The 24,831-nt window shown below is 63.8% G+C and carries 21 protein-coding genes and 2 pseudogenes; 18 read left to right on the top strand and 5 right to left on the bottom strand.

Features of this window, described 5'->3' with window-relative positions:
- Positions 1 to 5 precede the first annotated feature (5 nt).
- From CWE01_RS29515 to hutH, 4 genes are read left to right on the top strand one after another with little or no spacing between them, the layout of a single operon-like run.
- A complete protein-coding gene (locus tag CWE01_RS29515) occupies positions 6 to 1,019 on the top strand; it encodes an ABC transporter substrate-binding protein (protein WP_100944105.1) in 1,014 nt (337 codons plus the stop codon).
- On the top strand, positions 1,019 to 1,951 hold the full coding sequence (locus CWE01_RS29520; RefSeq protein WP_100944106.1) for an aliphatic sulfonate ABC transporter substrate-binding protein: 933 nt from the start codon (positions 1,019 to 1,021) through the stop codon (positions 1,949 to 1,951). Before CWE01_RS29515 ends, CWE01_RS29520 begins: the two co-directional genes overlap by 1 nt.
- Before the next feature lie 22 nt (positions 1,952 to 1,973).
- Positions 1,974 to 2,978 carry an ornithine cyclodeaminase family protein gene (locus tag CWE01_RS29525; RefSeq protein ID WP_100944107.1) on the top strand — a complete coding sequence of 335 codons (1,005 nt, stop codon included), beginning with the start codon at positions 1,974 to 1,976 and terminating at the stop codon, positions 2,976 to 2,978.
- Positions 2,975 to 4,459: a histidine ammonia-lyase gene (gene hutH, locus CWE01_RS29530; RefSeq protein ID WP_100944108.1), complete on the top strand. Its 1,485-nt coding sequence runs from the start codon at positions 2,975 to 2,977 to the stop codon at positions 4,457 to 4,459. The genes CWE01_RS29525 and hutH overlap by 4 nt, the downstream gene beginning before the upstream one ends.
- 4 nt (positions 4,460 to 4,463) lie before the next feature.
- Here hutH and gstA read toward each other — a convergent pair whose 3' ends face one another.
- Complete coding sequence (gene gstA / locus CWE01_RS29535) at positions 4,464 to 5,069, bottom strand: glutathione transferase GstA (RefSeq protein ID WP_100944109.1); 606 nt, start codon at positions 5,067 to 5,069, stop codon at positions 4,464 to 4,466.
- Between the two features lie 128 nt (positions 5,070 to 5,197).
- On the opposite strand from gstA, the gene CWE01_RS29540 reads away from it, so the two are divergent.
- The 3 genes and pseudogenes from CWE01_RS29540 to CWE01_RS34435 form a co-directional block, all read left to right on the top strand.
- On the top strand, positions 5,198 to 6,064 hold the full coding sequence (locus CWE01_RS29540; RefSeq protein ID WP_100944110.1) for a LysR family transcriptional regulator: 867 nt from the start codon (positions 5,198 to 5,200) through the stop codon (positions 6,062 to 6,064).
- Positions 6,065 to 6,240: 176 nt separating this feature from the next.
- A pseudogene (locus CWE01_RS34430) lies at positions 6,241 to 7,014 on the top strand (PAS domain-containing protein); the annotation flags it as partial.
- A gap of 114 nt (positions 7,015 to 7,128) precedes the next feature.
- Positions 7,129 to 7,560, top strand: a pseudogene (locus tag CWE01_RS34435) (methyl-accepting chemotaxis protein); the annotation flags it as partial.
- Positions 7,561 to 7,695: 135 nt separating this feature from the next.
- Here the strand turns inward: CWE01_RS34435 and CWE01_RS29555 are convergent.
- Entirely contained in the window at positions 7,696 to 8,253 is a 558-nt protein-coding gene (locus tag CWE01_RS29555) for a hypothetical protein (protein ID WP_100944113.1), read from the bottom strand.
- Positions 8,254 to 8,423: 170 nt separating this feature from the next.
- A complete protein-coding gene (locus CWE01_RS29560) occupies positions 8,424 to 9,158 on the bottom strand; it encodes an NAD(P)-dependent oxidoreductase (RefSeq protein WP_100944114.1) in 735 nt (244 codons plus the stop codon).
- A gap of 169 nt (positions 9,159 to 9,327) precedes the next feature.
- Between CWE01_RS29560 and CWE01_RS29565 the strand changes: the two genes are divergently transcribed.
- On the top strand, positions 9,328 to 9,972 hold the full coding sequence (locus tag CWE01_RS29565) for a DUF998 domain-containing protein (protein WP_100944115.1): 645 nt from the start codon (positions 9,328 to 9,330) through the stop codon (positions 9,970 to 9,972).
- 51 nt (positions 9,973 to 10,023) lie between these two features.
- Here the strand turns inward: CWE01_RS29565 and CWE01_RS29570 are convergent, their stop codons facing one another.
- Positions 10,024 to 11,055, bottom strand: a complete 1,032-nt coding sequence (locus CWE01_RS29570; protein WP_100944116.1) for a LacI family DNA-binding transcriptional regulator — start codon at positions 11,053 to 11,055, stop codon at positions 10,024 to 10,026.
- Between the two features lie 227 nt (positions 11,056 to 11,282).
- On the opposite strand from CWE01_RS29570, the gene CWE01_RS29575 reads away from it, so the two are divergent.
- Together CWE01_RS29575 and CWE01_RS29580 are read left to right on the top strand one after the other, a co-directional pair.
- Positions 11,283 to 11,816 (top strand): gluconokinase, encoded by a 534-nt coding sequence (locus CWE01_RS29575; protein WP_100944117.1) that lies wholly within the window; start codon positions 11,283 to 11,285, stop codon positions 11,814 to 11,816.
- Positions 11,817 to 11,900: 84 nt separating this feature from the next.
- A complete protein-coding gene (locus CWE01_RS29580) occupies positions 11,901 to 13,253 on the top strand; it encodes a GntP family permease (protein ID WP_100944118.1) in 1,353 nt (450 codons plus the stop codon).
- Positions 13,254 to 13,322: 69 nt separating this feature from the next.
- Here CWE01_RS29580 and alaC read toward each other — a convergent pair whose 3' ends face one another.
- The gene (gene alaC / locus CWE01_RS29585; RefSeq protein WP_100944119.1) at positions 13,323 to 14,543 is read right to left on the bottom strand and encodes an alanine transaminase; all 1,221 of its coding nucleotides are present in this window, start codon (positions 14,541 to 14,543) and stop codon (positions 13,323 to 13,325) included.
- Between the two features lie 217 nt (positions 14,544 to 14,760).
- Here alaC and CWE01_RS29590 point away from each other — a divergent pair, with 217 nt between their 5' ends.
- The 8 genes from CWE01_RS29590 (at position 14,761) to CWE01_RS29625 (ending at position 24,788) form a co-directional block, all read left to right on the top strand.
- The gene (locus CWE01_RS29590; protein ID WP_100944120.1) at positions 14,761 to 15,258 is read left to right on the top strand and encodes a GyrI-like domain-containing protein; all 498 of its coding nucleotides are present in this window, start codon (positions 14,761 to 14,763) and stop codon (positions 15,256 to 15,258) included.
- A 177-nt stretch (positions 15,259 to 15,435) separates the two neighbouring features.
- The gene (kdpF, locus tag CWE01_RS29595; RefSeq protein WP_100944121.1) at positions 15,436 to 15,534 is read left to right on the top strand and encodes a K(+)-transporting ATPase subunit F; all 99 of its coding nucleotides are present in this window, start codon (positions 15,436 to 15,438) and stop codon (positions 15,532 to 15,534) included.
- Positions 15,535 to 15,701: 167 nt separating this feature from the next.
- A complete protein-coding gene (gene kdpA / locus CWE01_RS29600) occupies positions 15,702 to 17,408 on the top strand; it encodes a potassium-transporting ATPase subunit KdpA (RefSeq protein WP_100944122.1) in 1,707 nt (568 codons plus the stop codon).
- Positions 17,409 to 17,418: 10 nt separating this feature from the next.
- Positions 17,419 to 18,105 (top strand): potassium-transporting ATPase subunit KdpC, encoded by a 687-nt coding sequence (gene kdpC / locus CWE01_RS29605; protein WP_100944123.1) that lies wholly within the window; start codon positions 17,419 to 17,421, stop codon positions 18,103 to 18,105.
- A 20-nt stretch (positions 18,106 to 18,125) separates the two neighbouring features.
- The gene (gene kdpB, locus CWE01_RS29610; protein ID WP_100944124.1) at positions 18,126 to 20,192 is read left to right on the top strand and encodes a potassium-transporting ATPase subunit KdpB; all 2,067 of its coding nucleotides are present in this window, start codon (positions 18,126 to 18,128) and stop codon (positions 20,190 to 20,192) included.
- Positions 20,193 to 20,226: 34 nt separating this feature from the next.
- Positions 20,227 to 22,920, top strand: coding sequence for a sensor histidine kinase KdpD (locus tag CWE01_RS29615; RefSeq protein ID WP_100944125.1), 2,694 nt, complete (start codon positions 20,227 to 20,229; stop codon positions 22,918 to 22,920).
- Positions 22,917 to 23,609, top strand: coding sequence for a response regulator (locus tag CWE01_RS29620; protein WP_100944126.1), 693 nt, complete (start codon positions 22,917 to 22,919; stop codon positions 23,607 to 23,609). Before CWE01_RS29615 ends, CWE01_RS29620 begins: the two co-directional genes overlap by 4 nt.
- Before the next feature lie 459 nt (positions 23,610 to 24,068).
- Positions 24,069 to 24,788 (top strand): bifunctional 2-polyprenyl-6-hydroxyphenol methylase/3-demethylubiquinol 3-O-methyltransferase UbiG, encoded by a 720-nt coding sequence (locus CWE01_RS29625; RefSeq protein WP_100944127.1) that lies wholly within the window; start codon positions 24,069 to 24,071, stop codon positions 24,786 to 24,788.
- Positions 24,789 to 24,831: the final 43 nt, after the last annotated feature.

Raw genomic sequence — 24,831 nt, forward strand, 5'->3', positions numbered from 1 at the left:
TGAACATGAAATCCATCAAGACCCTGTTCGGCAGCTCGCTACTGGCCCTGAGCCTGCTGGCCCAGCCGGCACCCGCCGCTGAAAAGAACGCGCCGATCCACTTCGGTGACATCACCTGGGAGAGCGGCAGCCTGATCACCGAAGTCCTGCGGCTGATCGTCGAAAAAGGCTACGGCTACTCCACCGACACCTTGCCCGGCAGCACCGTGAGCCTGGAAGCCGCCCTGGCGAAAAACGATATCCAGGTCATCGGCGAAGAATGGGCCGGACGCAGCCCGGCCTGGGTCAAGGCCGAAAGCGAAGGCAAGGTGTTCGGCCTGGGCGACACGGTCAAGGGCGCCACCGAAGGCTGGTGGGTACCGGAATACGTGATCAAGGGCGACCCGGCGCGGGGCATCAAGGCACTGGCACCGGACCTCAAGTCGGTGGCCGACCTGCCACGCTACAAGGACGTGTTCCGCGACCCGGAAGACCCATCCCGTGGACGTTTCCTCAACAGCCCCACCGGCTGGACCTCGGAGATCGTCAACAGCCAGAAAATCAAGGCCTATGGTCTGAGCGACAGCTTCGTCAACTTCCGTACCGGCTCCGGCGCGGCGCTGGACGCGGAGGTTTCGTCCTCGGTCAAACGCGGCAAGCCGGTGCTCTTCTACTACTGGTCGCCGACCCCGCTGCTGGGCCGCTTCAACCTGGTCAAGCTGGAAGAGCCGCCGTTCGACGCCGAAGCCTGGAAGACCCTGGCCGATGCCAACAACCCGCACCCCCGTGGTACCCGCTCGATGCCGGCGCACCTGGCGATCGGCGTGTCCGCACCGTTCAAGGCGCAGTACCCGGATCTGGTGGAGTTCTTTACCAAAGTCGACCTGCCCATCGACCTGCTGAACCGTACCCTGGCCGAGATGGGCGAGAAACGCCTGCCGCCACGCCAGGTCGCCGAAGCCTTCCTGCGTGAGCAACCTCAGGTCTGGAACGCCTGGGTGCCTGCGGCGGTGGCCCAACGTGTGAGTGGCAGCCTGTGATGTTCAAGCGCTTGTGCCTGCTGCTGGGCTTGGGCCTGGCCAGTGCCGGCCCGGTGCTGGCCGCCGATCCCGCCACCGTGCGGATCGGCTACCAGAAGAGTTCGGTGAGCATGGTCCTGGCCCGCGAGCACCATCTGCTGGAGCAGGCGTTGCCTGGCACCCAGGTGCAATGGATCGAGTTTCCCGGTGGTCCGCAACTGATCGAGGCGCTCAACGGCGGCAGTGTCGATATCGGCAACAGTGGTGATATCCCGCCGATTTTCGCCCAGGTCGCCGGCATCGACCTGCTGTATATCGGCGTCGAGCCCAGCGACGGCAAGACCGAGGCGATCATCGTGCCCAAGGACAGCCCGGTGCAGCAACTGGCCGATCTCAAGGGCAAGCGGGTCGCACTGCTCAAGGGGTCCAGTGCCCACAACCTGTTCCTCAAGAGCCTGGTCAAGGCCGGCTTGAGCCTCAGTGACGTGAACCTGGTCTACCTGTCGCCGGCCGATGCCCGCGCCGCGTTCGAGCAGGGCAAGCTCGACGCCTGGGTGATCTGGGACCCTTACTACTCGGCCGCGGTGATCGATGGTCGGGCACGCTTGCTCAGCGATGGCCAGGGGCTCAATTCCGGTGGCAGTTTCTATATCGCCAGTGGCGCCTTTGCCCGTCAGCATCCGCAGGTTATCGAGCCGCTGCTCAAGGCCTTCGGCCGGGCCCAGCAACTGTCGTTCGACGAGCCGCAGGCGTCCATCGACAGCATGACCCGGGTCCTGGGTTTGCAACGCCCGGTTATCGCGAGTTACTTCGAACATCGCCCCCATACGCCGCTCAAGGCCGTCGACCCGGCCACCCTGGCCGACCAGCAACGGACTGCCGACCGCTTCTACGCCAATGGCCTGATTCCCAAGGCGGTCCAGGTCGATCAGATCGTCTTCAAGGCCCCTTGAACCCGCAGAGGAAACCCACTCCATGCAACCTGTCTACATCGATTTTCTCAACGGCCTGGACATCGCCGCCCTGGACCTGGGCAACGACGAAATCCTTGCCGCCATCGAAGCCAGCCTGGCCATCCAGGGGCGCGGCGAAGCGGTGATCGAGCCGCGTACCCATCTGATTCCGGGGGGCGGCATCAACGGCCACTTCAATGTGCTGCGCGGCGTGCTGGGCGGCGACATCGGTTATGCCGGGGTCAAGGTGGTCGGTGATTTCGTCGACAACTACCGCAAGGGATTGCCCTCGGAGCTGGCGATTCTCAACCTGCTCGACCCGGCCACTGGCGTACCGAAGGCGATTCTCGATGCCTCGGCAATCACCGATATGCGCACCGGCGCGGTCACCGCCATCGGCGCCAAGTACCTGGCCAATCCCGGCAGCAAGGTGCTCGGGCATATCGGTGCGCGGGGGACGGCCTACTGGAATGTGCGCCTGCTCGATCACCTGTTCGACTTCGACGAGATCCGTGTGCATTCGCGGCGCGAGGAAAGCCGCGAGGCCTTTGCCGAAAAGCTGCGCCGTGACCTGGGCAAGCCGGTCACCGTGACCCATGATTGGGAAAGCACGGTGCGCGGTGCCGATATCGTGGTCGAGGCCTCGCGCCTGGACCAGCCGCAACCGCTGCTACGTACCGAGTGGATCAAACCCGGGGCCTTTGTCGTGCCCTACGGCACCATGAGTGCGGTGGAACTGTCGCTGACCGACATCATGAGCAAGCTGGTGGTGGACGATTGGGGCCAGTGCAAGGGCGGCCTGTTCGGTTCGCTACGGGCCCATGTGGAGGCGGGCAAGCTCAGTGAGCAGACCTTGCACGCCGAATTGGGGCAGATTGTCGCCGGCTTGAAGAGCGCCCGGCAGAGCCCCGAGGAAACCATCCTGTTCTGGCACCGGGGCCTGAGTCTGAGCGATATCGCCCTGGGCCACGCGTTGCTGCAGAAGGCGGCGCGTCTGGGGATCGGCCAGAGACTGAGGTTCGCATGACGGCGGTCGAACTCGACGGAGAAGGTCTGGCGCTGGATGACTGGCTGCGTGTCGTACGCGATGGCGCGCCGCTGGTTTTCAGCACGGCGGCGCGGCAGCGGATCGTCGACGGGCATGCCTTGTTGCTGTCTCGGGCCGAAGCCGGCGAGGCGATCTATGGCGTGACCACCGGCCTCGGCGCTGCGGTGGATGTGCGTTTGCCGCTGGACGATGGGCAGGTGCAACAGCGTATCCCCTTGGGGCGTGCGGTGGGTGTCGGACGCCTGGCGAGTGTCGAGGAGGTGCGGGCGATTCTGTGCTCGCGTCTGGCGGGATTGGCCCAGGGCCGTTCGGGGATTTCCCCGGCCACGGCGGATGCGTTGCTGGCTTTGCTTGAGTCCGGGATCTACCCGGAGGTGCCATTGACTGGCTCTCTCGGCGAAAGTGACCTGGCTCCGCTGGCCCATCTGAGTCTTGCCTTGCTGGGCGAGGGCTGGGTGACTTGGCGCGGCGAGCGTTTGCCGGCGGCTGAGGCCTTGTCGCGCAATGGGCTTGAGCCGACCCGGTTGATCGGCAAGGACGGTCTGGCGCTGGTCTCGGCAAATGCCGTCAGCGTCGGGTTGGGTGCCTTGCTGGTGGCCGAGGCGGAGCGCGCGCTGGAAACTTTGCTGGCGGCCTTGGCGCTGTCCTGCGAGGGCTATCGCGCCAACCTCAGTCCGTTCCAGCCCTGGGCGTCGCGTTTGCGTCCGGCGGCGGGGCAGGCTGAAGCCTCGGCGGCCTTGCTGGCTTTGCTGGCTGCTGGCGAGTTGAATGAGGAAGGGGCGGCGAGGCGCTTGCAGGATCCCTTGAGTTTCCGCTGTGCAACCGTGGTCCAGGGCGCGGCGCTTCAAGCGTGGCAACAGCTGCGCGATACCGTGGTGCTGGAGCTGGAGAGCGGCGCGGACAACCCGGCCTTGATCGTCGAGGCGCAGAGCGTGTTGGCCAATGCGAATTTCGACAGCACCCACCTGGCTTTGGCGGGGGAGGGGCTGGGCTTGGCCTTCAGTCGGTTGGCGGCGTGTTCGGCGGAGCGCATGGCCAAGCTGTTGTCGCCAGGCTCCAGTGAACTACCGCGTTTTCTGATCGAGCAACCGGGGCATGTCGGTTTGGCCGCGTTGCAGAGGACGGCGTCGGCGCTGGTGGCGAAGATCGGCCATCTGGCCAATCCGTTGCCGGCGGTGAGCATTGCGGTGGCGGATCGGGTGGAGGATTACGCCGGGCAGGCGTTGGCGGTGATCGAGAAAACCCGTGAGCTGACGCGGCACCTGACCACGCTGGCGGCCATCGAGTTGATTGTCGCGGCGCAGGCGGTGGACCTGCGCGGCACGTTGCGTCTGGGCGAGGGCAGTGAGGCGATCTACCGGGCAGTGCGCAGCCAGGTGGCCCGGCTCGACCGCGACCGCCCCACGGCATGGGATGTCGAGGCGTTGCTGGCGTTGATCGAAACGCGGGGGATCACCTGAGGACTCAGGCCGCCAGTTCCGCCGCCAATGCGGCGATCACTGCCGGACGCTGATCGATCCGTGCCATGAACCGTTGCAGTGCCGGCCACGGCCCCAGGTCCAGGCCAAGGAAGGCCGTCCAGCGCAGCACGGTGAACAGGTAGGCGTCGGCCACGCTGAAGTGTTCGCCCAGCAGGTAGTCGTGCGGCTCCAGGGTTGTGCTCAGCAGGGCGAAACGCTTGTACAGCTTCTCCCGGAAAATCGCCTTTACCTCATCCGGTATCGCACTGTTGAACAGCGGGCCCATCCCGCCATGCACTTCGCCGGAGATGAAGTTCAGCACCTCCTGCAAACGCGAGCGTTCCCAACTGCCATTGAGCGGCGCCAGCCCGGCCTCGGGCTTGAGGTCGGCGAGAAACTGCACGATGGCCACGCCTTCGGTGAGCACCTGGCCATTGTCCAGCTGAAGGGCGGCCACATACCCCTTGGGATTGATCTTGAGAAAGTCCTCACCGTGCTCGGTGACTTTGCTCTGGTTGTCGACCCGCACCAGTTCGAAGGGCAGGCCCAGCTCACGCAGGACGATATGCGGTGACAGCGAGCAGGTGTTTGGGACGTAGTACAGCTTCATGACAATGAGACTCCCCGGATAAGAACCGTGTTCAGCCTGGATGGCCTTGGCGAGGGGCAGTGTCGTATGGTGACCTGATCCGGGTAAAATTAATTCTTGAGAAACCAGCCATAAGGTCAGCTACTGTCATGATGAATCTGCTGCATTGGCGCTTACTGGTGGCGGTACTCGATACCGGCACCCTGACCCGCGCCGCCGAACAGGTTGGCATGACACAATCGGCGGCCAGCCAGGCCCTGGCGGCGATGGAGCAGATCCTCGGCGTCCAGCTGTTCACCCGCCATGCCCGCGAGTCATTGCCCACCGCCATTGGCCAGCAGGTCCTGGCACAGGCGCGGGTGATGCTCGCGGCCCTGGAAAATATCCGCCAGATGGTCGACAGCGATAAAGGACTGGTCGGCGGCAGTATTCGCCTGGCGAGTTTTCCGATGATCCTGGGCTCCTTGCTGCCACCGCTGCTGCGTCAGTTCCGCCAGCGCCATCCCGGTATCGAAGTGGTGGCGCTGGAGGTCAGTGACCATGAAGTGCAGGCCATGCTCGCCAATGACACCGTGGATGTCGGCGTGGTGCTCAACCCCGATATCGAAAGTGGCGCCCTGGAGCTGGGGCACGATACCTGGGTCGCGGTGGTTCCCATGGGCCATCGGCTGGCCGCCAGGGGCGCTGACGGCTGTGTGAGCCTGGCCGAGCTGGTCGCCGAACCCTTTGTATTGGCGACCGGCGGTTGTGCGGTCAACGCCCGGAGCATTGCCGCCGAAATCGGCCTGTCGCTGCAGGACATTCGCGTCGAGGTCCGCGAGTGGAGCAGCGCCTACACCCTGGTGCGGGAAAACCTCGGCGTGACCCTGGTCCCCGAACTGGCCCTGCCCACCGAACGCAAGGGCCTGCGGGTGCTGCGCCTGGAGGTGCCGATCGAACGGCGCTTCGGCTTGCTGCCGTCGGCCGCGGGGGCTCGCTCGGCGGCGGTGCGGGCCTTGTTCGAAATGTTGCGCTGATCTTCGGGGTATCGGTATCGAATAAGCTTTCAACAGTTGGTTACTGGCCACTGGCTTGCATCCAACCCCTGGCTGTCTATGCTCTCAGATGGATTTATATGCAGGACTAAATCCAACCGTTCAAGGTGACGTGGTCACCCGGCATATCCATTGACAGCGCTGAAGGGATTTAAGCCATGTTTGATTCGCGTCGCAAATCCGACCAGTTGGAGATTCAACGTTTTTCCGGCGAGTTATCCGAGGCCCATGCGAAGCTCGCGGCCATCAGCCGTTCGATGGCCATGATCGAGTTCACTCCCGACGGCCATATCCTTGATGCCAATGCCAACTTCTGCGCGGCCATGGGGTATGCCGTCGATGAGATCCGAGGCAAGCATCATCGGTTGTTTTGCGAAGAGTCCTTTGCCAAAACCGAGGAGTACGCCAGGTTCTGGCGTGACCTGGCCCGGGGTGAAGCGCTGAGCGGCACGTTCCTGCGCCTGGACAGCCAGGGCCGGGAGGTCTGGCTGGAGGCCAGCTACATGCCGGTACTGAATGCCGAACGCCAGGTGCGCAGCGTGATCAAGGTGGCGGCGGATGTGACCGACCGCATGCACCTGGAACATGAGAACCAGAGCATCGTGAATGCCTTGAGCCGGTCCATGGCGATGATCGAGTTCACCCCGGACGGCAAGGTGATCAAGGCCAACGAGAACTTCCTCAAGACCCTGCATTACAGCCTCGCTGAGGTGGTCGGTCATCATCATGGCATGTTCTGCCACGCCGCCGAACGCGATTCACCGGCCTACCGGGAATTCTGGGCGTCGCTCAATCGCGGTGAGTATCACTCCCGCCGCTTCGAGCGGGTCGACAAGCACGGCCATACGGTTTTTCTCGAAGCCTCCTACAACCCGATCTTCGATTCCAAGGGGCGGCTGTACAAGGTGGTGAAGTTCGCCAGCGATATCACCGCCCAGGTCACCAGCCTGCAATCGGCTGCCGAGTCGGCCCACTCCACCTCGGTACAGAATGACGCCAGCGCCCAGAAAGGTTCGCAGGTGGTGCAGCAGACCGTGGAGATCATCGAGGAGATTTCCCGCGACCTGAACGATGCGGCGCAAAGCATCGACGCGGTCAATCGTCAGTCCGATGTGATCGGCAGTATTGTCCAGACCATTCGCGGGATTGCCGACCAGACCAACCTGTTGGCGCTGAATGCGGCCATCGAGGCGGCGCGGGCCGGCGAGCACGGGCGTGGTTTCGCGGTGGTTGCCGATGAGGTCCGCAACCTGGCGGCGCGCACCAGCCAGGCAACCCTGGAGATCGTCGCGGTGGTGGACAAGAACCATGACCTGTCCCACAGCGCGGTGACGAGCATGCAGTCCAGCCTCAGCCGCACCGGGCGCGGGGTCGAACTGGCGAACGAGGCGGGGGAGGCGATCCTGGAAATCCAGCAGGGCTCGCGGCATGTGGTGGATGCCATCAGCCAGATCAACGCGACCTTGCAGTTGTCCTGATTCGGTCAGGTGTGGGAGCTGGCTTGCCGGCGATGGACGTCAACGATAACGCGGCAAACCTGACGCCACGCAGTGCTTGGGCTGCCATCGCCGGCAAGCTGGCTCCCACTGAATCGGGGAGCCGTGCCGGTCGGCTTACTGGGTGGCGGTGGCCAGGAAGGCCCCGGCCGCCTGCTGGTCGGCAGGGTTGGCCTTGTTGTCCGCGGTCTTCGCGTTGAACTCCATCTTCATGCGCTCGGCAATCTTGTCTTCGATGCCTTTCTGTTTTTCCGGCGACATGCTTTTCAGGTCGGCCTCGGTCAGGCCCTCCTCCTTGAGTAGCTGATCGCGGATGCGTTGGGCCGCCGGCTTGCTCATGTAATCCTTGAATGCCTTCATCGCGTCGCTGTCGTTGCTCGCGGCGGCGGGGGGCGCGGTGCGGGTCGTCGGCGCCGTCGTGGTCAGGGTTGCGGGGGCCGCGACCGTCGCTACGGCGGCCTGCAGATGCACACGGGTCTTGGCGAAGGCCGCATTGACGTTGTCGGCGACCTGGTCCGCGGCGTTCTGGGTACCGGGGGCACTGCTGGCCGCACTGGCCGCCTGGGCATTCTGGATAAAACCGCTGGACAGCGCGTTGGCGGCGGCGGTGGTCGGGTCCAGGTCCTTGCGATGGCTGGGCTGAATCACTGGGTTATGACGGGCATTGACCAACATGGGATAAACACCTGAGTGAGAGGGCAGTGTCCACTGTCAGCAATTTGTATGCCTGTTGGTACAAACACAGGTTTATCAAGGCTTGGCGGATACATGTCAGGCCAAAACGCGGCGGCAGGCGGAGGTGCGTTGCCGCTTCGATTGCCGCTTCCGGCAGTCCGTTTCCGGCTTCAGCGGATCGGCAGGTCGAACTCGCGGAACGCGTCGTCCACCGGTTGATAACCCAATACCCGGATGGTCTCGCTCAGGTCCAGGCGCTTGAAGCGGTTGTTGGAAATACCGTGGGCCACCAGGTGTTGCACACCTTCGACCTCGATCGCCCGTTGCAACAACTGCACGGCATCGCGCGGGCTGAGCCAGGCACTCAGGTCGCGGGCGTTGTGCAGGTCATGATCGTCGGGAAACTCGAAGGCACCGATGCGCAGGACAATGGTCGATAAGCGGTGCCGTGCCGAATAGAACGCACACAGCGCTTCGCCATAACATTTGCTCACCCCGTACAGATTGGCCGGCATCACCGGCATGCCCGGGGTGATCTGCCGGTCTACGGGATAGCCCTCGATGGTCTGGGCGCTGCTGGCGAACACCACACGTTTGCACTGGGCGTTCGCGGCGGCTTCCAGCAGGTAGGTGGTGGCCAGGATATTGTTCGGCAGCAGTTCCTCGAAGGACGAGTCGGCAAAAGGGATACCCGCCAGGTGCACCACCACGTCGATACCATCGACCAGGGCCGCGAGCTCTTCCTTGTCGGCCATGTCCAGGCGGACGAAACGGTGTTCGCCGATGGCAAAATCCGGTTGATGGCGGTCGGCGAGAACGAAGTGGTAATGGTGTTGCGTCGCCTGGAAAAACGTCTTGCCGATCCGACCGCAGGCCCCGGTCAGCAATACCTTGAGTGGGTTCATATACAACTTCCGTGTAGTTTTTATGAGATCAATATGAATGTTGTGTGACCATTCAAGGTAGACCATGGCCGTCAGTCTGTCCGCTCGATAAATCTCTGGCTCGCGGTTCCCGTGGCGTTTTAGGATAGTGGCCTGTTGCTTTCATCCAACCCTCAGAGGTCCCCGCCAGATGCACAAGGCATTGCGTAAATTCGGCTGTGTGGCCGGGTTGTTGACGCCCTTCTGGTTGCTCGTTGGGCTGGCCCTGGCCGGTGCCCTGTATCCGGGCTACAGCCATCTCAATCAGGCCATGAGTGAATTGGGGGCGCTGGGCGCACCGACCCACGAACTATCGCCGTTGATCAACAACCTGCCGTTGGGGCTGTTGTTCTTCGCCTTTGGCGTGACGGTCTTTGCCTGTTTCGAAGGGCGCGGCCTGGCGCAGATCAGTGGCGTGCTGATTGCGCTACACGGCATTGCCAGTTTGTTCACCGGTTACTTTTCCTGCGACGCCGGCTGTGGGTTGCAGCATCCGTCGTTCAGCCAGACCGTGCATAACAGCGCGTGGCTGATGATGTTTCTGACTTTGGTGATCGCCAACGCCCTGTGGGTGTATCTCGCCGTGCGTTTGCTGGGCTCGAAAGCCTTCGCCTGGTTTTCCCTGGCGTGCACTGTGGTGGCCTTGGCGGCCTTGCCGTTGATGGGACTGGCGGTGGCGGCGGGTGAGGGCTTCGGCCTGTACCAGCGTCTGAATTACGGCGCTTCGGTGGTCTGGATCGGCGTGTTTGCCGCGTTGTTGCTGGTCAGGGAAAAGCGTCGCACCGATCAGGCCTGATGCCGCTCAATCCCCGCTGGGGCGGGGATTGATTCCAGTGCCGGCGACCTTTCAACTGCTCTCGCGCACCATCAGTTCAAAGCCCATGTCCTGCACTGGCTGGGCCACCGGGTTGCCGGCCATCAAACTCAGCATCTGCTCCGCCGCCCGCCGGCCGATGGCTTCCCGGGGCGTGCGGATGCTGCTCAGGCGCGGGACCATGAAGGCCGAGCCGGGCAGGTCGTTGAAACCCACCACTGCGACCTGCTCCGGGACCTTGATGCCACAGCGTATGGCCTCCAGCAGGGCGCCCTGGGCCAGGTCGTCGTTGCCGAAGAAGATCCCGTCGACTTGTGGATGGCTCTGCATCAGTTGCAGGAACAGTTCGCCGCCCAGGCCCACCGACGAGGGGCGCGGGGTCAGCAGTTCCAGGTCCGGGTGGTACAGCCCGGCGGCTTGCAGCGCCTGGCGAAAGCCTTCGCCGCGCAGGAGTGTGCGCTGGTCCAGTTGCGCGCCGATATAGGCCAGGTGCTTGCGACCACGGGAAATCAAATGTTCGGCCACGGTGGCGCCGGCGTTCTGTTGCGAGAAGCCGACGCAGTTCACCCCGGCGCCGGGGTCCAGGTCCATCATGTAGACGCACGGCACATTGCTCGCCTCGATCATCCGCCGCGCGCTTTCCGAACGGTCGAAGCCGGTCAGCAACAGGCCCCGTGGCTGGTAGGACATGTAGTTGCGCAGCAGGTTTTCTTCTTCGTCACGGGAATAGTGATAGTTGCCGATCAGCACCTCGAAGCCCCGCGGGCGCAGCACCGAGTGAATGGCTTCGAGGGTGTCGATAAACAGCAGGTTGGATAATGACGGCACCAGCACCACCACCGAATGGCTCTGGGCCGAGGCCAGGGCCCGGGCGGCCGGATTGACCACGTAGTTCAGTTCCGCAGCCGCCTGTCGGACTTTTTCCACCAGTTCCGTGGCCACGCTGCTGATGCCGCGCAGGGCCCGCGACGCGGTGATCGGACTGACGCCGGCCAGGCGCGCGACTTCGCTGAGGGTAGGGCGTCCCGTGGTACGGGTATTCTTGTCGGTTTTGGGGGAGGTCATCGGACGGCTTGCCAAACAAAATTCAAGGCACTAAGGTAGCGCTGTCTCGACGAGCCTGCAATTGTTCGAGCGCGGTTGGCCTGATCGCGTCGGATGCTGTCGTGGATGTTTACCGCATCACCCCATAAAAATGACAAGAAAGCGTCGGCAGTGTGTGTTTTGTGCTTTGCTTTCCGAGTAATGGAAGCTCTGACAAAGACAGCGCTGTCTGCGTGCTGAGGTGTTACATGAGTCAACCCATCACTGCCCTGGTCATCATGGGCGTCTCCGGTTGCGGCAAGTCCAGTGTGGGCGAGGCCTTGTGCCGGCTCAACGGCGCGACCCAGATCGAAGGCGACAGCTTTCACCCCGCCGCCAATATCGCCAAGATGAGTGCCGGCATTCCCCTGACCGATGACGACCGTGCCGGCTGGCTCGACAGCCTGTGCGACGAGTTGCGCCGGGTCCTGGCCAGCGGCGGGCATCCGGTGCTGACCTGTTCGGCGCTCAAGCACAGCTACCGCGAACGCCTGCGCAGCGCGGCGCCAGGACTGGGCTTCGTGTTTCTCGAACTGAGCCGTGAAGTCGCCGCCGAACGGGTGGCCCATCGTCCGGGACACTTCATGCCCTCGACCCTGATCGACAGCCAGTTCGCCACCCTTGAATCCCCCGTCGGCGAGCCCCTGACCCTGGCCCTCGATGCCTCGACCCAGAGCGTCGAGCGTCTGGCCCAGTCGGCCCATCGCTGGTGGCAGGCCCACGGGCTGGAACGTTCGGCCTGATTTTCGTCTCGAAAAGATAGCGCTATCCCATTCGGCTATCGTCAAACCACGCAGCGTATAAAAACAACAAGCAGGAGACACCTTATGTTCGGACTGTCCCACGAGACCTATCTGTTACTCGATGCAGTGGTCACGATTATCGGGCTGATCGTGTTGATCACCCGCTTCAAGATTCACCCCTTTATCGGGTTGATCATTGCGTCGGCGTTTCTCGGCCTGACCTCGGGGATGCCCGCGGACAAGATCATCAAGGCCTTCCAGGACGGCTTCGGCGGCGTGCTCGGCTTTGTCGGGATCATCCTCGCGCTGGGGACCATGCTCGGCAAGATGATGTCCGATTCCGGCGGCGCCGATCAGATCGCCCAGACCCTGATCCGCGCCTTCGGCAAGGAGCGGGTGCAGTGGGCGATGATGTGCTCGGCGTTCCTGGTGGGCATCCCGCTGTTCTTCGAAATCGGCTTCGTGCTGCTGATTCCGCTGGTGTTCATCGTTGCGCGCCGGACCGGCGTGCCGCTGATCAAGATCGGCATTCCGCTGCTGGCCGGGCTTTCGGCGGTGCACGGCCTGGTGCCGCCGCATCCGGGGCCGCTGCTGGCCATCGGAGTGTTCAACGCCGATATCGGCAAGACCATTTTCTACGGCCTGATCGTTGCCCTGCCGACCGCCATTATCGCCGGGCCGATCTACGGCACCTTCATTGCCAAGTACATCCCGGGCAACCCTTCCCGGGAACTGGTCGACCAGTTGGCCCGCGAACCGGAAGTGAAGGCGCTGCCGAGCTTCGGCGTGACCCTGGTCACCGTGCTGCTGCCGGTGTTCCTGATGCTGCTCAAGACCTTTGCCGACATTGCCTTGCCGGACGGGCATTTCTTCCGCATCTGGATGGACATGATCGGTCACCCGATCAGTGCCTTGCTGCTGGCCCTGCTGTTGGCGCTGTACACCTTCGGCAAGCGCCAGGGCATGGACTCCAAGCGTGTGCTCAAGCTGCTCGATGCCAGCCTGGCGCCGACTGCGGCGATCATCCTGATCATCGGTGCCGGCGGTGGCTTCAAGCAGATGCTGGTGACCAGTGGCGTGGGTGACGTGATCGGGCATATCGCCGTGAATGCGCAGATTTCGCCGATCCTGCTGGCCTGGCTGGTGGCGGCGGTGATCCGCATCGCCACGGGTTCGGCGACGGTGGCGACCATTACCGGGGCGGGCATCGTGATGCCGGTGGTGGACCTGATTCCCGGGGTGAACCGCGAACTGCTGGTGCTGGCGACGGGGGCGGGTTCGTTGATCCTGTCCCACGTCAACGATGCCGGGTTCTGGCTGGTCAAGCAGTACTTCAACATGACCGTGGCCGAGACGTTCAAGACCTGGACGGCCATGGAGACCATTCTGTCGGTGGTGGGGCTGGTGTTTATCCTGCTGTTGTCGCTGGTGGTCTAAACGAATCGGGGCCGACACCTGTGAAGGTGTCGGCCCCGATTCATGTGACAAGCGCGCTCGCTACACAGCTTATTCCGCAGTGGCTTTCTTCAGCAGGCCATCGGTGCGGAACATCCCACGAATCCCGCGTACCGCCTGGCGGATACGGTCGAGGTTTTCAATCAGGGCGAACCGCACATGGTCGTCGCCGTACTCGCCAAAGCCGACCCCCGGCGAGACGCAGACCTTGGCTTCGGCCAGCAGCTTCTTGGCGAACTCCAGCGAGCCCATCTGGGCATATTCCTCGGGAATCTTCGCCCAGACGTACATCGAGGCCTTGGGGTTCTCGACCATCCAGCCCAGTTCATGCAGGCCCTTGACCAGCACGTTGCGCCGTTGGCGATACTGTTCGGCGATATCCTTGACGCACTGTTGGTCACCTTCCAGCGCGGCGATGGCCGCCACTTGCAACGGCGTGAAGGTGCCGTAGTCGTGGTAGCTCTTGATCCGCGCCAGGGCGCTGACCAATTCCGGATTGCCGACCATGAAGCCGATACGCCAGCCGGCCATGTTGTAGCTCTTGGACAGGGTGAAAAACTCCACCGCGATGTCCTTGGCGCCGGGCACCTGCATGATCGACGGGGCTTTCCAGCCGTCGTAGACGATGTCGGCATAGGCCAGGTCGTGGATCACCAGCACGTCGTACTGCTTGGCCAGGGCGATCACCCGTTCGAAGAAGTCCAGTTCCACGCACTGCGCGGTGGGGTTCGAGGGGAAACCGAGAATCATCATCTTCGGCTTGGGGATGGAGCCACGGATGGCCCGCTCCAGTTCGGCGAAGAAGTCCACGCCCGGCACCAGCGGCACCGAACGGACCTGGGCGCCGGCGATCACCGCACCGTAGATATGGATCGGGTAGCTGGGGTTGGGCACCAGCACCGTGTCGCCCTGGTCGAGGGTGGCGAGCATCAGGTGGGCCAGGCCCTCTTTCGAACCGATGGTGACAATGGCTTCGCTTTCCGGGTCGATATCGACCTGGTAGCGATCCTTGTACCAGTGGGAAATCGCCCGACGCAGCCGTGGGATGCCCTTGGACGTGGAGTAGCCGTGGGTGTCTTCGCGCTGGGCGACGGTGACCAGTTTTTCGACGATATGCGGCGGGGTGGCGCCGTCGGGGTTACCCATGCTCAAGTCGATGATGTCTTCGCCACGACGACGGGCGGCCATCTTCAGCTCGGCAGTGATGTTGAATACGTAGGGGGGGAGTCGATCAATGCGCGCAAAGCGGCGCGGCGAACCTTGGTCTGCCATGTAAACCTCTGACACGTAAGCGCCCGGAACCGTCCGAGCGACGTCGGCCACTGCGGTGGCCTGCGGGGCAGACAATAAGGGCGATGCTGGCCATCTGTCCAGATGGGCGACGGAAAATATTTTCTCCGGGGGGGACAAGCGCGGGTCGCCCAAACGACACGATTATTTGCTTCTATACTGCCTTTCGGAGTCGTTTCCCATATGGAGTTCTGCACCCATGGACTTAGCACACAACCTTGACTACACGCAGGCCTTGCCAGCGCCGCGCTTCGAGCACGGTCACTTTCAATTGATCGCCGGCCTGGGCGCACGTTTTACCGCCGAGACGTCGGGCGCCATCCCGGATCTGTGGGACGCGTTCGTGCCGCACATCGGAAAAGTCCCCAGTCAGGTGGGTGAGGTGACGTACGGTATCTGCTGCCATCCGGATGGCCAGGGTGGCTTCGAGTACATCGCCGGGGTGCAGATCAGCAAGCTTGACGACCTTCCCGAGCTGTATCGCTGGGTGGAACTGCAGGCCCAGCAGTACGCGGTGTTTGAACACAAAGGTTCCCTCGACACCCTCAAGCAGACCTTCGAGGCCATCTGGAACCGTTGGTTGCCGCAATCCGGCTACCTGGCGGCCGATGCGCCGGAATTCGAGCGCTACAGCGCCGATTTCAATCCCGAAAAAGGCACCGGCACCGTGGAAATCTGGTTGCCGATCAAGGCCTGATCCTGCGTGCCACGCGCTCCCCTTCGACAGCAGGGGAGCGCGCTTCTATACGCCATCTTAACGTCCCCCCCGGCAATCAGTGCCCGACCTTAATACCCACCTCCGTACCCTTTGATCTGGCTTGCGGCGCCATTGCGTGCGCTTGAGCGAGCCGACCGATTTCGCAAGGGGACACCTGTGCTGACACTCAAACTCATCTACCTGATCAGCGGCCTGGGCGCGGCCGGCCTGTTCGTCTACCTGGGTTACGCGCTGATCCGCGCCGAAGATTTCTGATCCCCGGGCACGCCTCGCCGCAGGCGCTTTGTGCGGTCCGCAAGGACCCTATCGAACAAGGAAACCAACCATGTACGACCTGATTTTCCTGGGCGCGACCCTGGTGTTTTTCGGCGCGACAGCCTTGTTCATTGTCGCCTTGAACAAGATTTGAACGGAGCTTGCACATGTTGACCGTACTGCTGGAATTTGCGCTGGTCCTGGTGCTGATGACCGGACTTGCCGTCTTGATGGGGCGCTGGCTGAGCCGGGTGTTTTCACACCCCGGCCATGCGCTGCCGGAACGCCTGACCTATCGCCTGCTGGGCGTCGATCCACGGGAAACCATGGGCTGGGCCCGCTATGGCTCGGCGCTGCTGTTGTCCAACGGCGCAATGATGCTGTTCGGCTACCTGCTGTTGCGCCTGCAGGGTTCGCTGCCGATCAACCCGCTGGGCCTGGCCGCCCAGACCCCGGACCTGGCGTTCAACACCGCCGCCTCGTTTATCACCAACACCAACTGGCAGGCCTATTCGGGCGAAACCAGTCTGTCCAACTTCAGCCAGATGGCGGTGATCACCTTCCTGATGTTTGTCGGCGCCACCTCCGGAGTGGTCGCCGCCGCCGGTTTTATCCGTGGCTTGAGCCGCAGCAGCGCGACGGATATCGGCAACTACTGGGTGGACTTCACGCGCATCCTCTACCGGGTGATGTTGCCGTTGTGCTTCGTCATGGCGCTGGTCTATGTCTGGCAGGGCATGCCGCAGACCTTTGCTTCCCAGGCCCTGGCGACCACGCTGGAGGGCGCCCGGCAACAACTGATCGTCGGTGCGGTGGCGAGCTTCGAGTCGATCAAGCATATCGGCACCAACGGCGGCGGCTTTTTCAGCATGAACGCCGCGCACCCGTTCGAGAACCCGACGCCCCTGACCAACATCCTGCATATCTTCAGCATGCTGCTGATTCCGTCGGCGCTGACCTACGCCTTCGGCAGCCTGTTGGCCCGGCGGCGCCAGGGCTGGGTGTTCTTCGGCACCTTCCTGGTGATGTTCATCGGCTTTCTGGCGGTGGTCTATTTTGCCGAGCAGGGCGGCAACCCGCTGTTGACCCAGCTGGGCGTCGACCAACTGCTGTCGGCGACCCAGAGCGGCGGCAATATGGAAGGCAAGGAGCTGCGTTTCGGCATTGCCGATACCAGCCTGTTCATCGCCACCACCACCGGCGCCACCACCGGCTCGGTCAACGCCATGCATGACTCGCTGATGCCCATGGGCGGCTTCGTGCCCATGGCGCAGATGATGCTCAACTGCGTGTTCGGCGGCGACGGCGTGGGCTTTATCAACCTGATCCAGTACGCCCTGCTGACGGTGTTCCTGGTGGGCATGATGATCGGTCGCACCCCCGAGTTCCTCGGCAAGCGCATCGAAGCCCGGGAGATGAAACTGGTGATGCTCTCGGTGCTCGCGCATCCGATCTGCATCCTCGGCTTCACCGCCCTGGCCGCCCTCTGGCCGGGCACCCTGGACAGCCTGAACAACGTCGGGCCCCACGGTTTCAGTGAGGTGCTCTACGCCTATACCTCCGGTACCGCCAACAACGGTTCGGCCTTCGCCGGGCTGAACGCCAACACGCCGTTCTTCAACACCACCCTTGGCTTCGCCATGTTGCTGGGGCGTTTCTTCACCCTGCTGCCGATGCTCGCCGTGGCCGGCTCCCTGGCCTTTAAAAAGACCACGCCGGCCGGTGCCGGGACCATTCCCACCGCCACGCCGCTGTTCATGTTCCTGGTGGTGTTCGTGGTGCTGGTGGTCGGCGGCCTGACCTTCCTGCCGGCGCTTGCGCTGGGGCCCGTGGTCGAGCAGTTGCAACTGCTCTCCGGCCAGACCTACAAGTGAGGATGTTTGCATGACTACGCGTATTTCCACGCCGCCGCAGGCGGTGACTCAAGGGCTGTTCCGGGGCCTGTGGCGCCCGGTGCTGGTGTCCTCGGTGTTGTTCATGCTGCTGACCGGCCTGGCCTATCCGGCGCTGACCACGCTGGTGGCCAACCTGCTGTTTCCGTTCCAGGCCCAGGGCAGCCTGCTGGAACGCGACGGCCAGGTGGTCGGTTCGGTGCTGATCGGCCAGGCGTTCAGCCGCCCGGAGTATTTCCAGGCCCGCCCCAGCGTGACCCAGAGCGTCGATCCGAACGACGCCAGCAAGACCGTTACCACGCCCTACAACGCCGGCCTCAGCGGGGCCAGCAACCTGGGACCGACCAGCCAGCGTCTGCTCGACGCGGTCAAGGAACGGGCCGAAGCCTATCGCGCCTTGAACGGCCTGGACCCGCAAGCCGCGGTGCCGGTGGACGCGGTGACGGCTTCGGCATCTGGGCTGGACCCGCATATTTCAGTGGCCAACGCGCTGATCCAGGCGCGGCGCGTCGCACCGCTGCGGCACCTGCCCGAAGACGCCCTGCTGACCTTGGTCCGGGCTTCGACCGAGACGCGTACCTTCGGCCTGCTCGGCGAGCCGCGGGTCAATGTGCTGCAACTCAACCTGGCGCTGGATGCCTTGGCGACACCTCACCAGCCCCCTGTCGTCACTGAGTAAGAGAATCGATCATGAGTGACATGAAAGCCCGTTTGCCGTTGTTCGACCGCGAGCTGTTGCTGGCGGCCGGTGTGGATGCCTTCAGGAAACTGCTGCCCCAGGCCCAGTGGAAAAATCCGGTGATGTTCGTGGTGTACCTGGGCAGCCTGCTCACCACCTTGTTGTGGTTGCAGTCCTGGGGAGGCCAGGGCGAGGCGCCGAGTGGTTTTATCCTGAGCATCTGCCTGTGGCTGTGGTTCACCGTGCTGTTCGCCAACTTCGCCGAGGCCCTGGCCGAAGGCCGTAGCCGGGCCCAGGCGGCGAGCCTGCGCGGGATGAAGCGCCAGACCCTGGCCAAGGTCCTGCAAAAGCCGCGCTATGGCGCGCAATGGTTGCCGATGGCGGCCAGCGAATTGCGCAAGGATGCCGTGGTGCTGATCGAGGCCGGCGACCTGGTGCCCCTCGATGGCATCGTTATCGAGGGCGTGGCGTCGGTGGATGAAAGCGCGATCACTGGCGAATCGGCTCCGGTGATCCGTGAGGCCGGCGGTGACTTTTCCTCGGTGACCGGCGGCACCCGGGTCCTCTCGGACTGGCTGGTGGTGCGCATCAGCGTCAATCCAGGCGAGTCCTTTCTCGACCGGATGATTTCCATGGTCGAGTCGGCCAAGCGCCAGAAGACCCCCAACGAAGTGGCCCTGACCATTCTGCTGGTGGGGCTGACGGCGTTGTTCCTGCTGGTGATCGTTACCCTCAGCCCGTATTCGATCTTCGCCGTGGTCATGAACGGCAGCGGCAGCGTGGTCAGCGCGACGGTACTGGTGGCCCTGCTGGTGTGCCTGATTCCCACCACCATCGGCGGCCTGCTCTCGGCCATCGGCGTGGCGGGCATGAGCCGGATGATGGCGGCCAATGTGATTGCCACCTCCGGGCGCGCGGTGGAAGCGGCGGGCGATGTCGATGTGTTGCTGCTGGACAAGACCGGCACCATCACCCTCGGCAATCGCCAGGCCAGCGCCTTCCTGCCGGCACCGGGTATGAAAGACCGTGAACTGGCCGAGGCGGCGCAACTGGCGTCCCTGGCCGACGAAACGCCGGAAGGGCGCAGTGTCGTGCTGTTGGCGCGGCAGAAGTTCGGCCTCGACGAGCCGGACCTGGAGAGTTTGAACGCCAGCTTCGTCGCATTCACTGCCCAGACCCGCATGAGCGGCGTCGACCTGGCCGATGGCCGGATGATCCGCAAGGGCGCCGCCGATGCGATTCGCCGGCATGTCGAGGCGCTGGGTGGTGGTTTCCCGGCGGCCCTGCAAACGCGGGTCGACGAAGTCTCGCGGCGCGGCAGCACGCCGCTGGTGGTGGCCGATGGCGCACGTGCCCTCGGCGTGATCGAGCTCAAGGATGTGGTCAAGAGCGGCATCAAGGAGCGCTTCGGCGAGTTGCGCCGGATGGGCATCAAGACCGTGATGATCACCGGCGACAACCCGCTGACCGCGGCGGCGATTGCGGTGGAAGCCGGGGTCGATGACTACCTGGCCGAGGCCCGGCCCGAAGACAAGCTGCAACTGATCCGTGATTACCAGGCCCAGGGCAAGCTGGTGGCGATGACCGGCGACGGCACCAACGATGCCCCGGCGCTGGCCCAGGCCGATGTCGCGGTGGCGATGAACAGCGGGACCCAGGCGGCCAAGGAAGCCGGGAACATGGTCGACCTGGACAGCAATCCGACCAAGCTGATCGAAGTGGTCGAGGTCGGCAAGCAGATGCTGATGACCCGTGGTGCCCTGACCACCTTCAGCGTGGCCAACGATGTGGCGAAGTATTTTGCTATTGTGCCGGCGGCGTTCGTGGCGACTTACCCTCAGCTCGGCGCCTTGAACGTGATGCACCTGGGCAGCCCGAACTCGGCGATCCTCAGCGCGGTGATCTTCAATGCCTTGATCATCGTGTTCCTGATCCCGCTGGCGCTCAAGGGCGTGGCCTACCGGGCCATCGGTGCGGCGGCGCTGCTCAATCGCAACCTGCTGATCTATGGACTGGGCGGGGTGCTGGTGCCGTTTGCCGGGATCAAGCTGATCGATATGCTGCTGGTCGGCTTGGGCGTGGTCTAGGTGGCTGGCATGGGTGTGTCTCACAAGGAATGACATGAGTTTGAATGACACCTCCCGCAACACCCGCGACGGTCGACCCGATCCGGATGCGCTGCTGGAGCAACTGCAAGCCGACGAGAAGGCCGCCCAGCGCGGCCGTTTGCGTATCTATTTCGGCTCGAACGCCGGGGTCGGGAAAACCTGCGCCATGCTCCAGGCCGCGCACCGTGAACGGGCCCTGGGCCGCGATCTGGTGGCCGGGTTGATCGAAACCCACGGGCGCGGTGACACCGCCGCGTTGCTCGCCGGTCTTGAGCAACTGCCGCGCCATCGCCTGGCCCATGGCGACAGCACGCTACCGGAGTTCGATCTCGATGCGGCACTGGTCCGCCATCCGGCGGTGTTGCTGGTGGACGAGCTGGCCCACAGCAATGTCCCCGGCTCGCGCCACCCCAAGCGCTGGCAGGATATCGAAGAGCTGCTGGGGGCCGGGATCGAGGTCTGGACCAGCCTGAACGTCCAGCATCTGGAAAGCCTCAACGACCTGGTCAGCGGCATCATCGGGACCCGCGTGCGCGAAACCGTCCCCGACCATGTGTTCGACAGTGCCCATGAAGTGGTGCTGATCGACCTGGCCCCCGACGAGCTGTTGCAGCGTCTCAAGGACGGCAAGGTCTACCAGGGCCCGCAGGCCGACCGGGCGTCCCGACACTTCTTTCGCAAAGGCAACCTGCTGGCGCTGCGCGAACTGGCCCTGCGCCGTACGGCCGACCGGGTCGATGCGCAAATGCGCGTCTATCGTCGCGAGCGTTCCATCGACACCTTGTGGGCCGCCCGCGAGCGCTTGCTGGTGGGGATCGCCGGCGAGCCCTCGGATGAGCGCCTGGTGCGAGAAGCCGCGCGCCTGGCGCAGAAGCTTGAAGCCGACTGGATCGTGGTGCATGTCGAGTCGGTCTCGACGGGTGGCATGGCCCAGCGACGACGCGCGGCGGCGGTGAAGACCCTGGCCCTGGCCGCAGAATTCGGCGCCGATACCGCGATCCTGGCGGGCATCGATGTCGCCGAAGCGCTGGTGGCCTGCGCCCGTGAACGCAATGCCAACCGCCTGTTGCTCGGCCATCGGCCACGGCGGGTCTGGCAGTTCTGGCACCAGACGGTCAGCGACCGGATCAGCCGTCACCACCCGCAGATCGATCAGATCGTGATCGCCCATGGCGAGCTGCCGCGCACGGCGCCGTCCCGCTCGGACGCGGAACCGAGGCTGGCGCCGGGCAGGGGCCTGGCCTACCTGTGGGCGACCCTGGCCTGTTTCGCCGCCACGGCGGTGGCGGCGTTGTTGCTGCAAGTCTTCGACCCGGCCAACGTGGTCATGCTGTTCCTGCTGACGGTGGTGCTGGTGGCGCTGCGCCTGGGACGCGGGCCGGGTGTCTGGGCGGCGATGCTGGCGGTGCTGTGTTTCGATTTTTTCTTTGTCCAGCCGGTGCTGTCGTTCACCGTCAACGACACCCAGTATTTCTTCACCTTCGCCTTGATGCTGGGCATTGCCCTGATCACCGGGCAACTGACCGCGCGTCTGCGCCATGAGGCGCGCACGGCCGCGGCCCGTGAGCGCCGGGCGACCTCGCTGGCGTTGTTGGCCCGCGACCTGTCCGCCGCCCTGACCGTCGAGCAGCTGGGCGCGGTGGCGCTGCGCACCTTCAGCGGGGTGTTCGAGGCCCGGGTCGGCCTGGCCTTGCCGGATGCCGGCGACCGGGTCAGCACCATGGCCGGCAGTGTCTTCCCGGTGGATGAAAGTATCGCCCAGTGGACCTACGAACAGGGGCGCCCGGCGGGGCAGGGCAGTGACACCCTGGCCGCCGCACCCGGTTGCTACTTTGCCCTCAAGGCGCCGATGCGCGTGCGCGGTGTGCTGGTCCTCGACCTGAGCGATGCCGAGCGCCTGAAGGACCCCGATGAGCAACGCCTGCTGGAAGCCTGCATGAGCCAGTTGGCGATTGCGCTGGAGCGGGTGCATTTCGTCGAAGTGGCGCAAAGCACCCTGGTGCAGATGGAAGGCGAGCGGATGCGCAATACCTTGCTCGCGGCCATTTCCCATGACCTGCGTACGCCCCTGACCAGCATTATCGGTGCCGCCGATGCGGCCGCGCCCCATGTACGAGATGACTTGGTCGGCGGGTTGTTGAACGGGATTCACGATCAGGCCTGTGCCATGCAACGACTGATCGAAAACCTGCTGGATATGGCGCGCCTGCAGGAACATGGCGTGCGCCTCAACCGCCAGTGGCATTCCCTGGAAGAGGTGGTCGGAAGCGCCTTGCGCCAATTGCGCGAACCCCTGGCCCGGCACCCGGTGCGGGCGCTGTTGCCGGTGGACCTGCCCCTGGTGGAGATCGATGCGCTGCTGATCGAGCGGGTGTTGGTCAACCTGTTGGACAACGCGGCGAAATACACCCCGGCGGATACGCCGATCGAGATAACGGCGAGCCAGATCGATGAGCGGATTGTCCTGGAGGTCGCCGACAGCGGACCGGGTTGTCCGTCCGGTATCGCTCCCGAGCAACTCTTCGAGGCCTTCAGTCGTGGCCAGCAGGAGTCGGCGGTGTCCGGCATCGGCCTGGGACTGGCCCTGGTCCGACGGATCGTCGAAGCCCACGGCGGACGGGTTGTCGCCCGGCCGCGGGTGCCGAACGGCCTTTGTTTTGTTATCAGCTTACCGGCGGGTCAACCGCCGTCCATGGAAACCTTATGACCAGCACCCGTATCCTGATTGTCGAGGATGAAGCCAATATCCGCCGTTTCATCGGCATCGCCTTGCAGGACGAAGGCTTCCAGGTCTTCGAGGCCGACAGCAGCAAGCGTGCCCTGATCGATGCGGCGAGCCGCCAGCCGGACCTGGTGATCGTCGACCTGGGCCTGCCCGACGGTGACGGCAAGGACCTGATCAGCGAGCTGCGTGGCTGGATGAGCGTGCCGATCCTGGTGCTGTCGGCCCGTGATCGCGAAGACGAAAAGGTCGCCGCGCTGGATGCCGGAGCCGATGACTATCTGGTCAAGCCGTTCGGCGTTCCCGAGTTGCTGGCGCGTATCCGTGCGCAGTTGCGGCGGCAGGTACAAAGCGGCACGGCGGCGGTCAGCAGCAAGGTGCGCTTCGGTGAGGTCGAGGTCGATCTGGCCACCCATGAGGTGCGGCGTGGCAGCGAGGGCGTGCACCTGACACCCATCGAGTTCCGCCTGTTGAGCGCGTTGATCCGGGGTCAGGGCCGGGTGCTGACGCACCGGCAATTGCTGCTGGATGTCTGGGGGCTGGACTATGCCGATCGGGCCCATTATCTGCGGGTACACATGGCGCACCTGCGGCAAAAACTCGAAGCCGACCCGGCGCAGCCGCAACACCTGATCACCGAACTGCAGGTGGGCTATCGTCTGGTCGGCCTGTAACGGCTTATTTGTTCTCCCGTTGCGTCTTGGACGCACGCCAGAAGTCGAGGTAGAGGGTGATCACACCGAACGCGCTGATGCCCAACAGCATAAGCAGGCCGATCTGGATATGGGTCATGACAGGTCTCCGGAAAACACCGCATCAGGCGGCGACCCGCAGAGAAATAGTCGAAATTCCGGGCAAATGACATCGACTATATGAAAGCTTTACGGGGCGCTCGCGCAACAATATGGGGCGGATACGAAGTGGGCTGGAATCGCTGTCCCGATGCGGTTAACCGTTGTTTCAAGCCCGTCGTTGGCTTTCGACCAGAGGGGTGTTCGGGGGCGTGATTCCCCTTGAGTTACCGCTGTTTTTTCATATTCCTGCAAGGAATGCATTGCATTAAAAACATGAATTTTCTTTATTTTCGCAGGGCGACTACCTTGGGCTGAAATCCCCGCCAAGAGAGAACGCCCATGTCGTCCGAACACCCGGATTCTGCTCGGAAATTCGATGTGTCCCGAGCCGCTGAATACGCCGAGCAAAGTCGCATTGCCCTGGCCGGTTATGACGCCTGTCACGAGTTGGTTGCCTGCATGCTGGCGGCCAGCCTGGGCAGCGGGGGCGAGGCGAGGATTCTGGTGGTGGGCGCCGGTGGTACCGCCCAGGAAATCCTCAAGGCGGCGAAGCTGGAGCCGCTTTGGCGGTTCACCGCGGTCGACCCCTCGGCGCCGATGCTTGAGTTGGCCCAGGCCAGTCTCCAGGCGCAGGGGTTGCTTGCGCGCACGCGGGTATTTCTGGGGACGGTCGAGGAACTGACGGACGAGCCGCCCTATGATGCCGCGACCCTGATCGGTGTGTTGCATCACCTGCCCGGCGATCAGGCCAAGCACGACATCCTCAAGGCGATTGCCACCCGGCTCAAACCGGGAGCGCCGTTGATTGTGGCGGGCAACCATCAGGCCTATGCCAGCCAGCCGCTGTTGCTGGCGGCCTGGGGCGAGCGCTGGCGGCAGCAGGGGGCGAGCGCCGAGGACGTGCGCGCCAAGCTTGGCAAGATTCTCCAGGGGGCCGATCCGCCACACTCGGAGTCGGCGGTTCAGCGCTTGCTCGAAGAGGCCGGATTCGGCACCGCGACGCGATTCTTTTCCAGCCTGTTCTGGGGTGCCTGGGTGGCATCGAGGGACGCCAGGTAACCGACATGATCCTTGCCTTTTCCCGGCAGGAGCCGCTGCTCGA

Origin of the sequence: Pseudomonas sp. QS1027 (genome assembly GCF_002814235.1) — a bacterium.
GTDB lineage: Bacteria > Pseudomonadota > Gammaproteobacteria > Pseudomonadales > Pseudomonadaceae > Aquipseudomonas.

Bases quoted from the DNA above. Each gene is read 5' to 3' on its own strand.
- CWE01_RS29615 (WP_100944125.1), top strand. From the start codon at position 20,227: ATGAGTTTGAATGACACCTCCCGCAACACCCGCGACGGTCGACCCGAT.
- kdpC (WP_100944123.1), top strand. From the start codon at position 17,419: ATGACTACGCGTATTTCCACGCCGCCGCAGGCGGTGACTCAAGGGCTG.
- CWE01_RS29540 (WP_100944110.1), top strand. From the start codon at position 5,198: ATGATGAATCTGCTGCATTGGCGCTTACTGGTGGCGGTACTCGATACC.
- CWE01_RS29565 (WP_100944115.1), top strand. From the start codon at position 9,328: ATGCACAAGGCATTGCGTAAATTCGGCTGTGTGGCCGGGTTGTTGACG.
- gstA (WP_100944109.1), bottom strand. From the start codon at position 5,069: ATGAAGCTGTACTACGTCCCAAACACCTGCTCGCTGTCACCGCATATC.
- CWE01_RS29590 (WP_100944120.1), top strand. From the start codon at position 14,761: ATGGACTTAGCACACAACCTTGACTACACGCAGGCCTTGCCAGCGCCG.
- CWE01_RS29620 (WP_100944126.1), top strand. From the start codon at position 22,917: ATGACCAGCACCCGTATCCTGATTGTCGAGGATGAAGCCAATATCCGC.
- CWE01_RS29570 (WP_100944116.1), bottom strand. From the start codon at position 11,055: ATGACCTCCCCCAAAACCGACAAGAATACCCGTACCACGGGACGCCCT.
- hutH (WP_100944108.1), top strand. From the start codon at position 2,975: ATGACGGCGGTCGAACTCGACGGAGAAGGTCTGGCGCTGGATGACTGG.
- CWE01_RS29625 (WP_100944127.1), top strand. From the start codon at position 24,069: ATGTCGTCCGAACACCCGGATTCTGCTCGGAAATTCGATGTGTCCCGA.
- CWE01_RS29575 (WP_100944117.1), top strand. From the start codon at position 11,283: ATGAGTCAACCCATCACTGCCCTGGTCATCATGGGCGTCTCCGGTTGC.
- CWE01_RS29520 (WP_100944106.1), top strand. From the start codon at position 1,019: ATGTTCAAGCGCTTGTGCCTGCTGCTGGGCTTGGGCCTGGCCAGTGCC.
- CWE01_RS29580 (WP_100944118.1), top strand. From the start codon at position 11,901: ATGTTCGGACTGTCCCACGAGACCTATCTGTTACTCGATGCAGTGGTC.
- CWE01_RS29555 (WP_100944113.1), bottom strand. From the start codon at position 8,253: ATGTTGGTCAATGCCCGTCATAACCCAGTGATTCAGCCCAGCCATCGC.
- kdpB (WP_100944124.1), top strand. From the start codon at position 18,126: ATGAAAGCCCGTTTGCCGTTGTTCGACCGCGAGCTGTTGCTGGCGGCC.
- kdpA (WP_100944122.1), top strand. From the start codon at position 15,702: ATGTTGACCGTACTGCTGGAATTTGCGCTGGTCCTGGTGCTGATGACC.
- CWE01_RS29525 (WP_100944107.1), top strand. From the start codon at position 1,974: ATGCAACCTGTCTACATCGATTTTCTCAACGGCCTGGACATCGCCGCC.
- alaC (WP_100944119.1), bottom strand. From the start codon at position 14,543: ATGGCAGACCAAGGTTCGCCGCGCCGCTTTGCGCGCATTGATCGACTC.
- CWE01_RS29515 (WP_100944105.1), top strand. From the start codon at position 6: ATGAAATCCATCAAGACCCTGTTCGGCAGCTCGCTACTGGCCCTGAGC.
- CWE01_RS29560 (WP_100944114.1), bottom strand. From the start codon at position 9,158: ATGAACCCACTCAAGGTATTGCTGACCGGGGCCTGCGGTCGGATCGGC.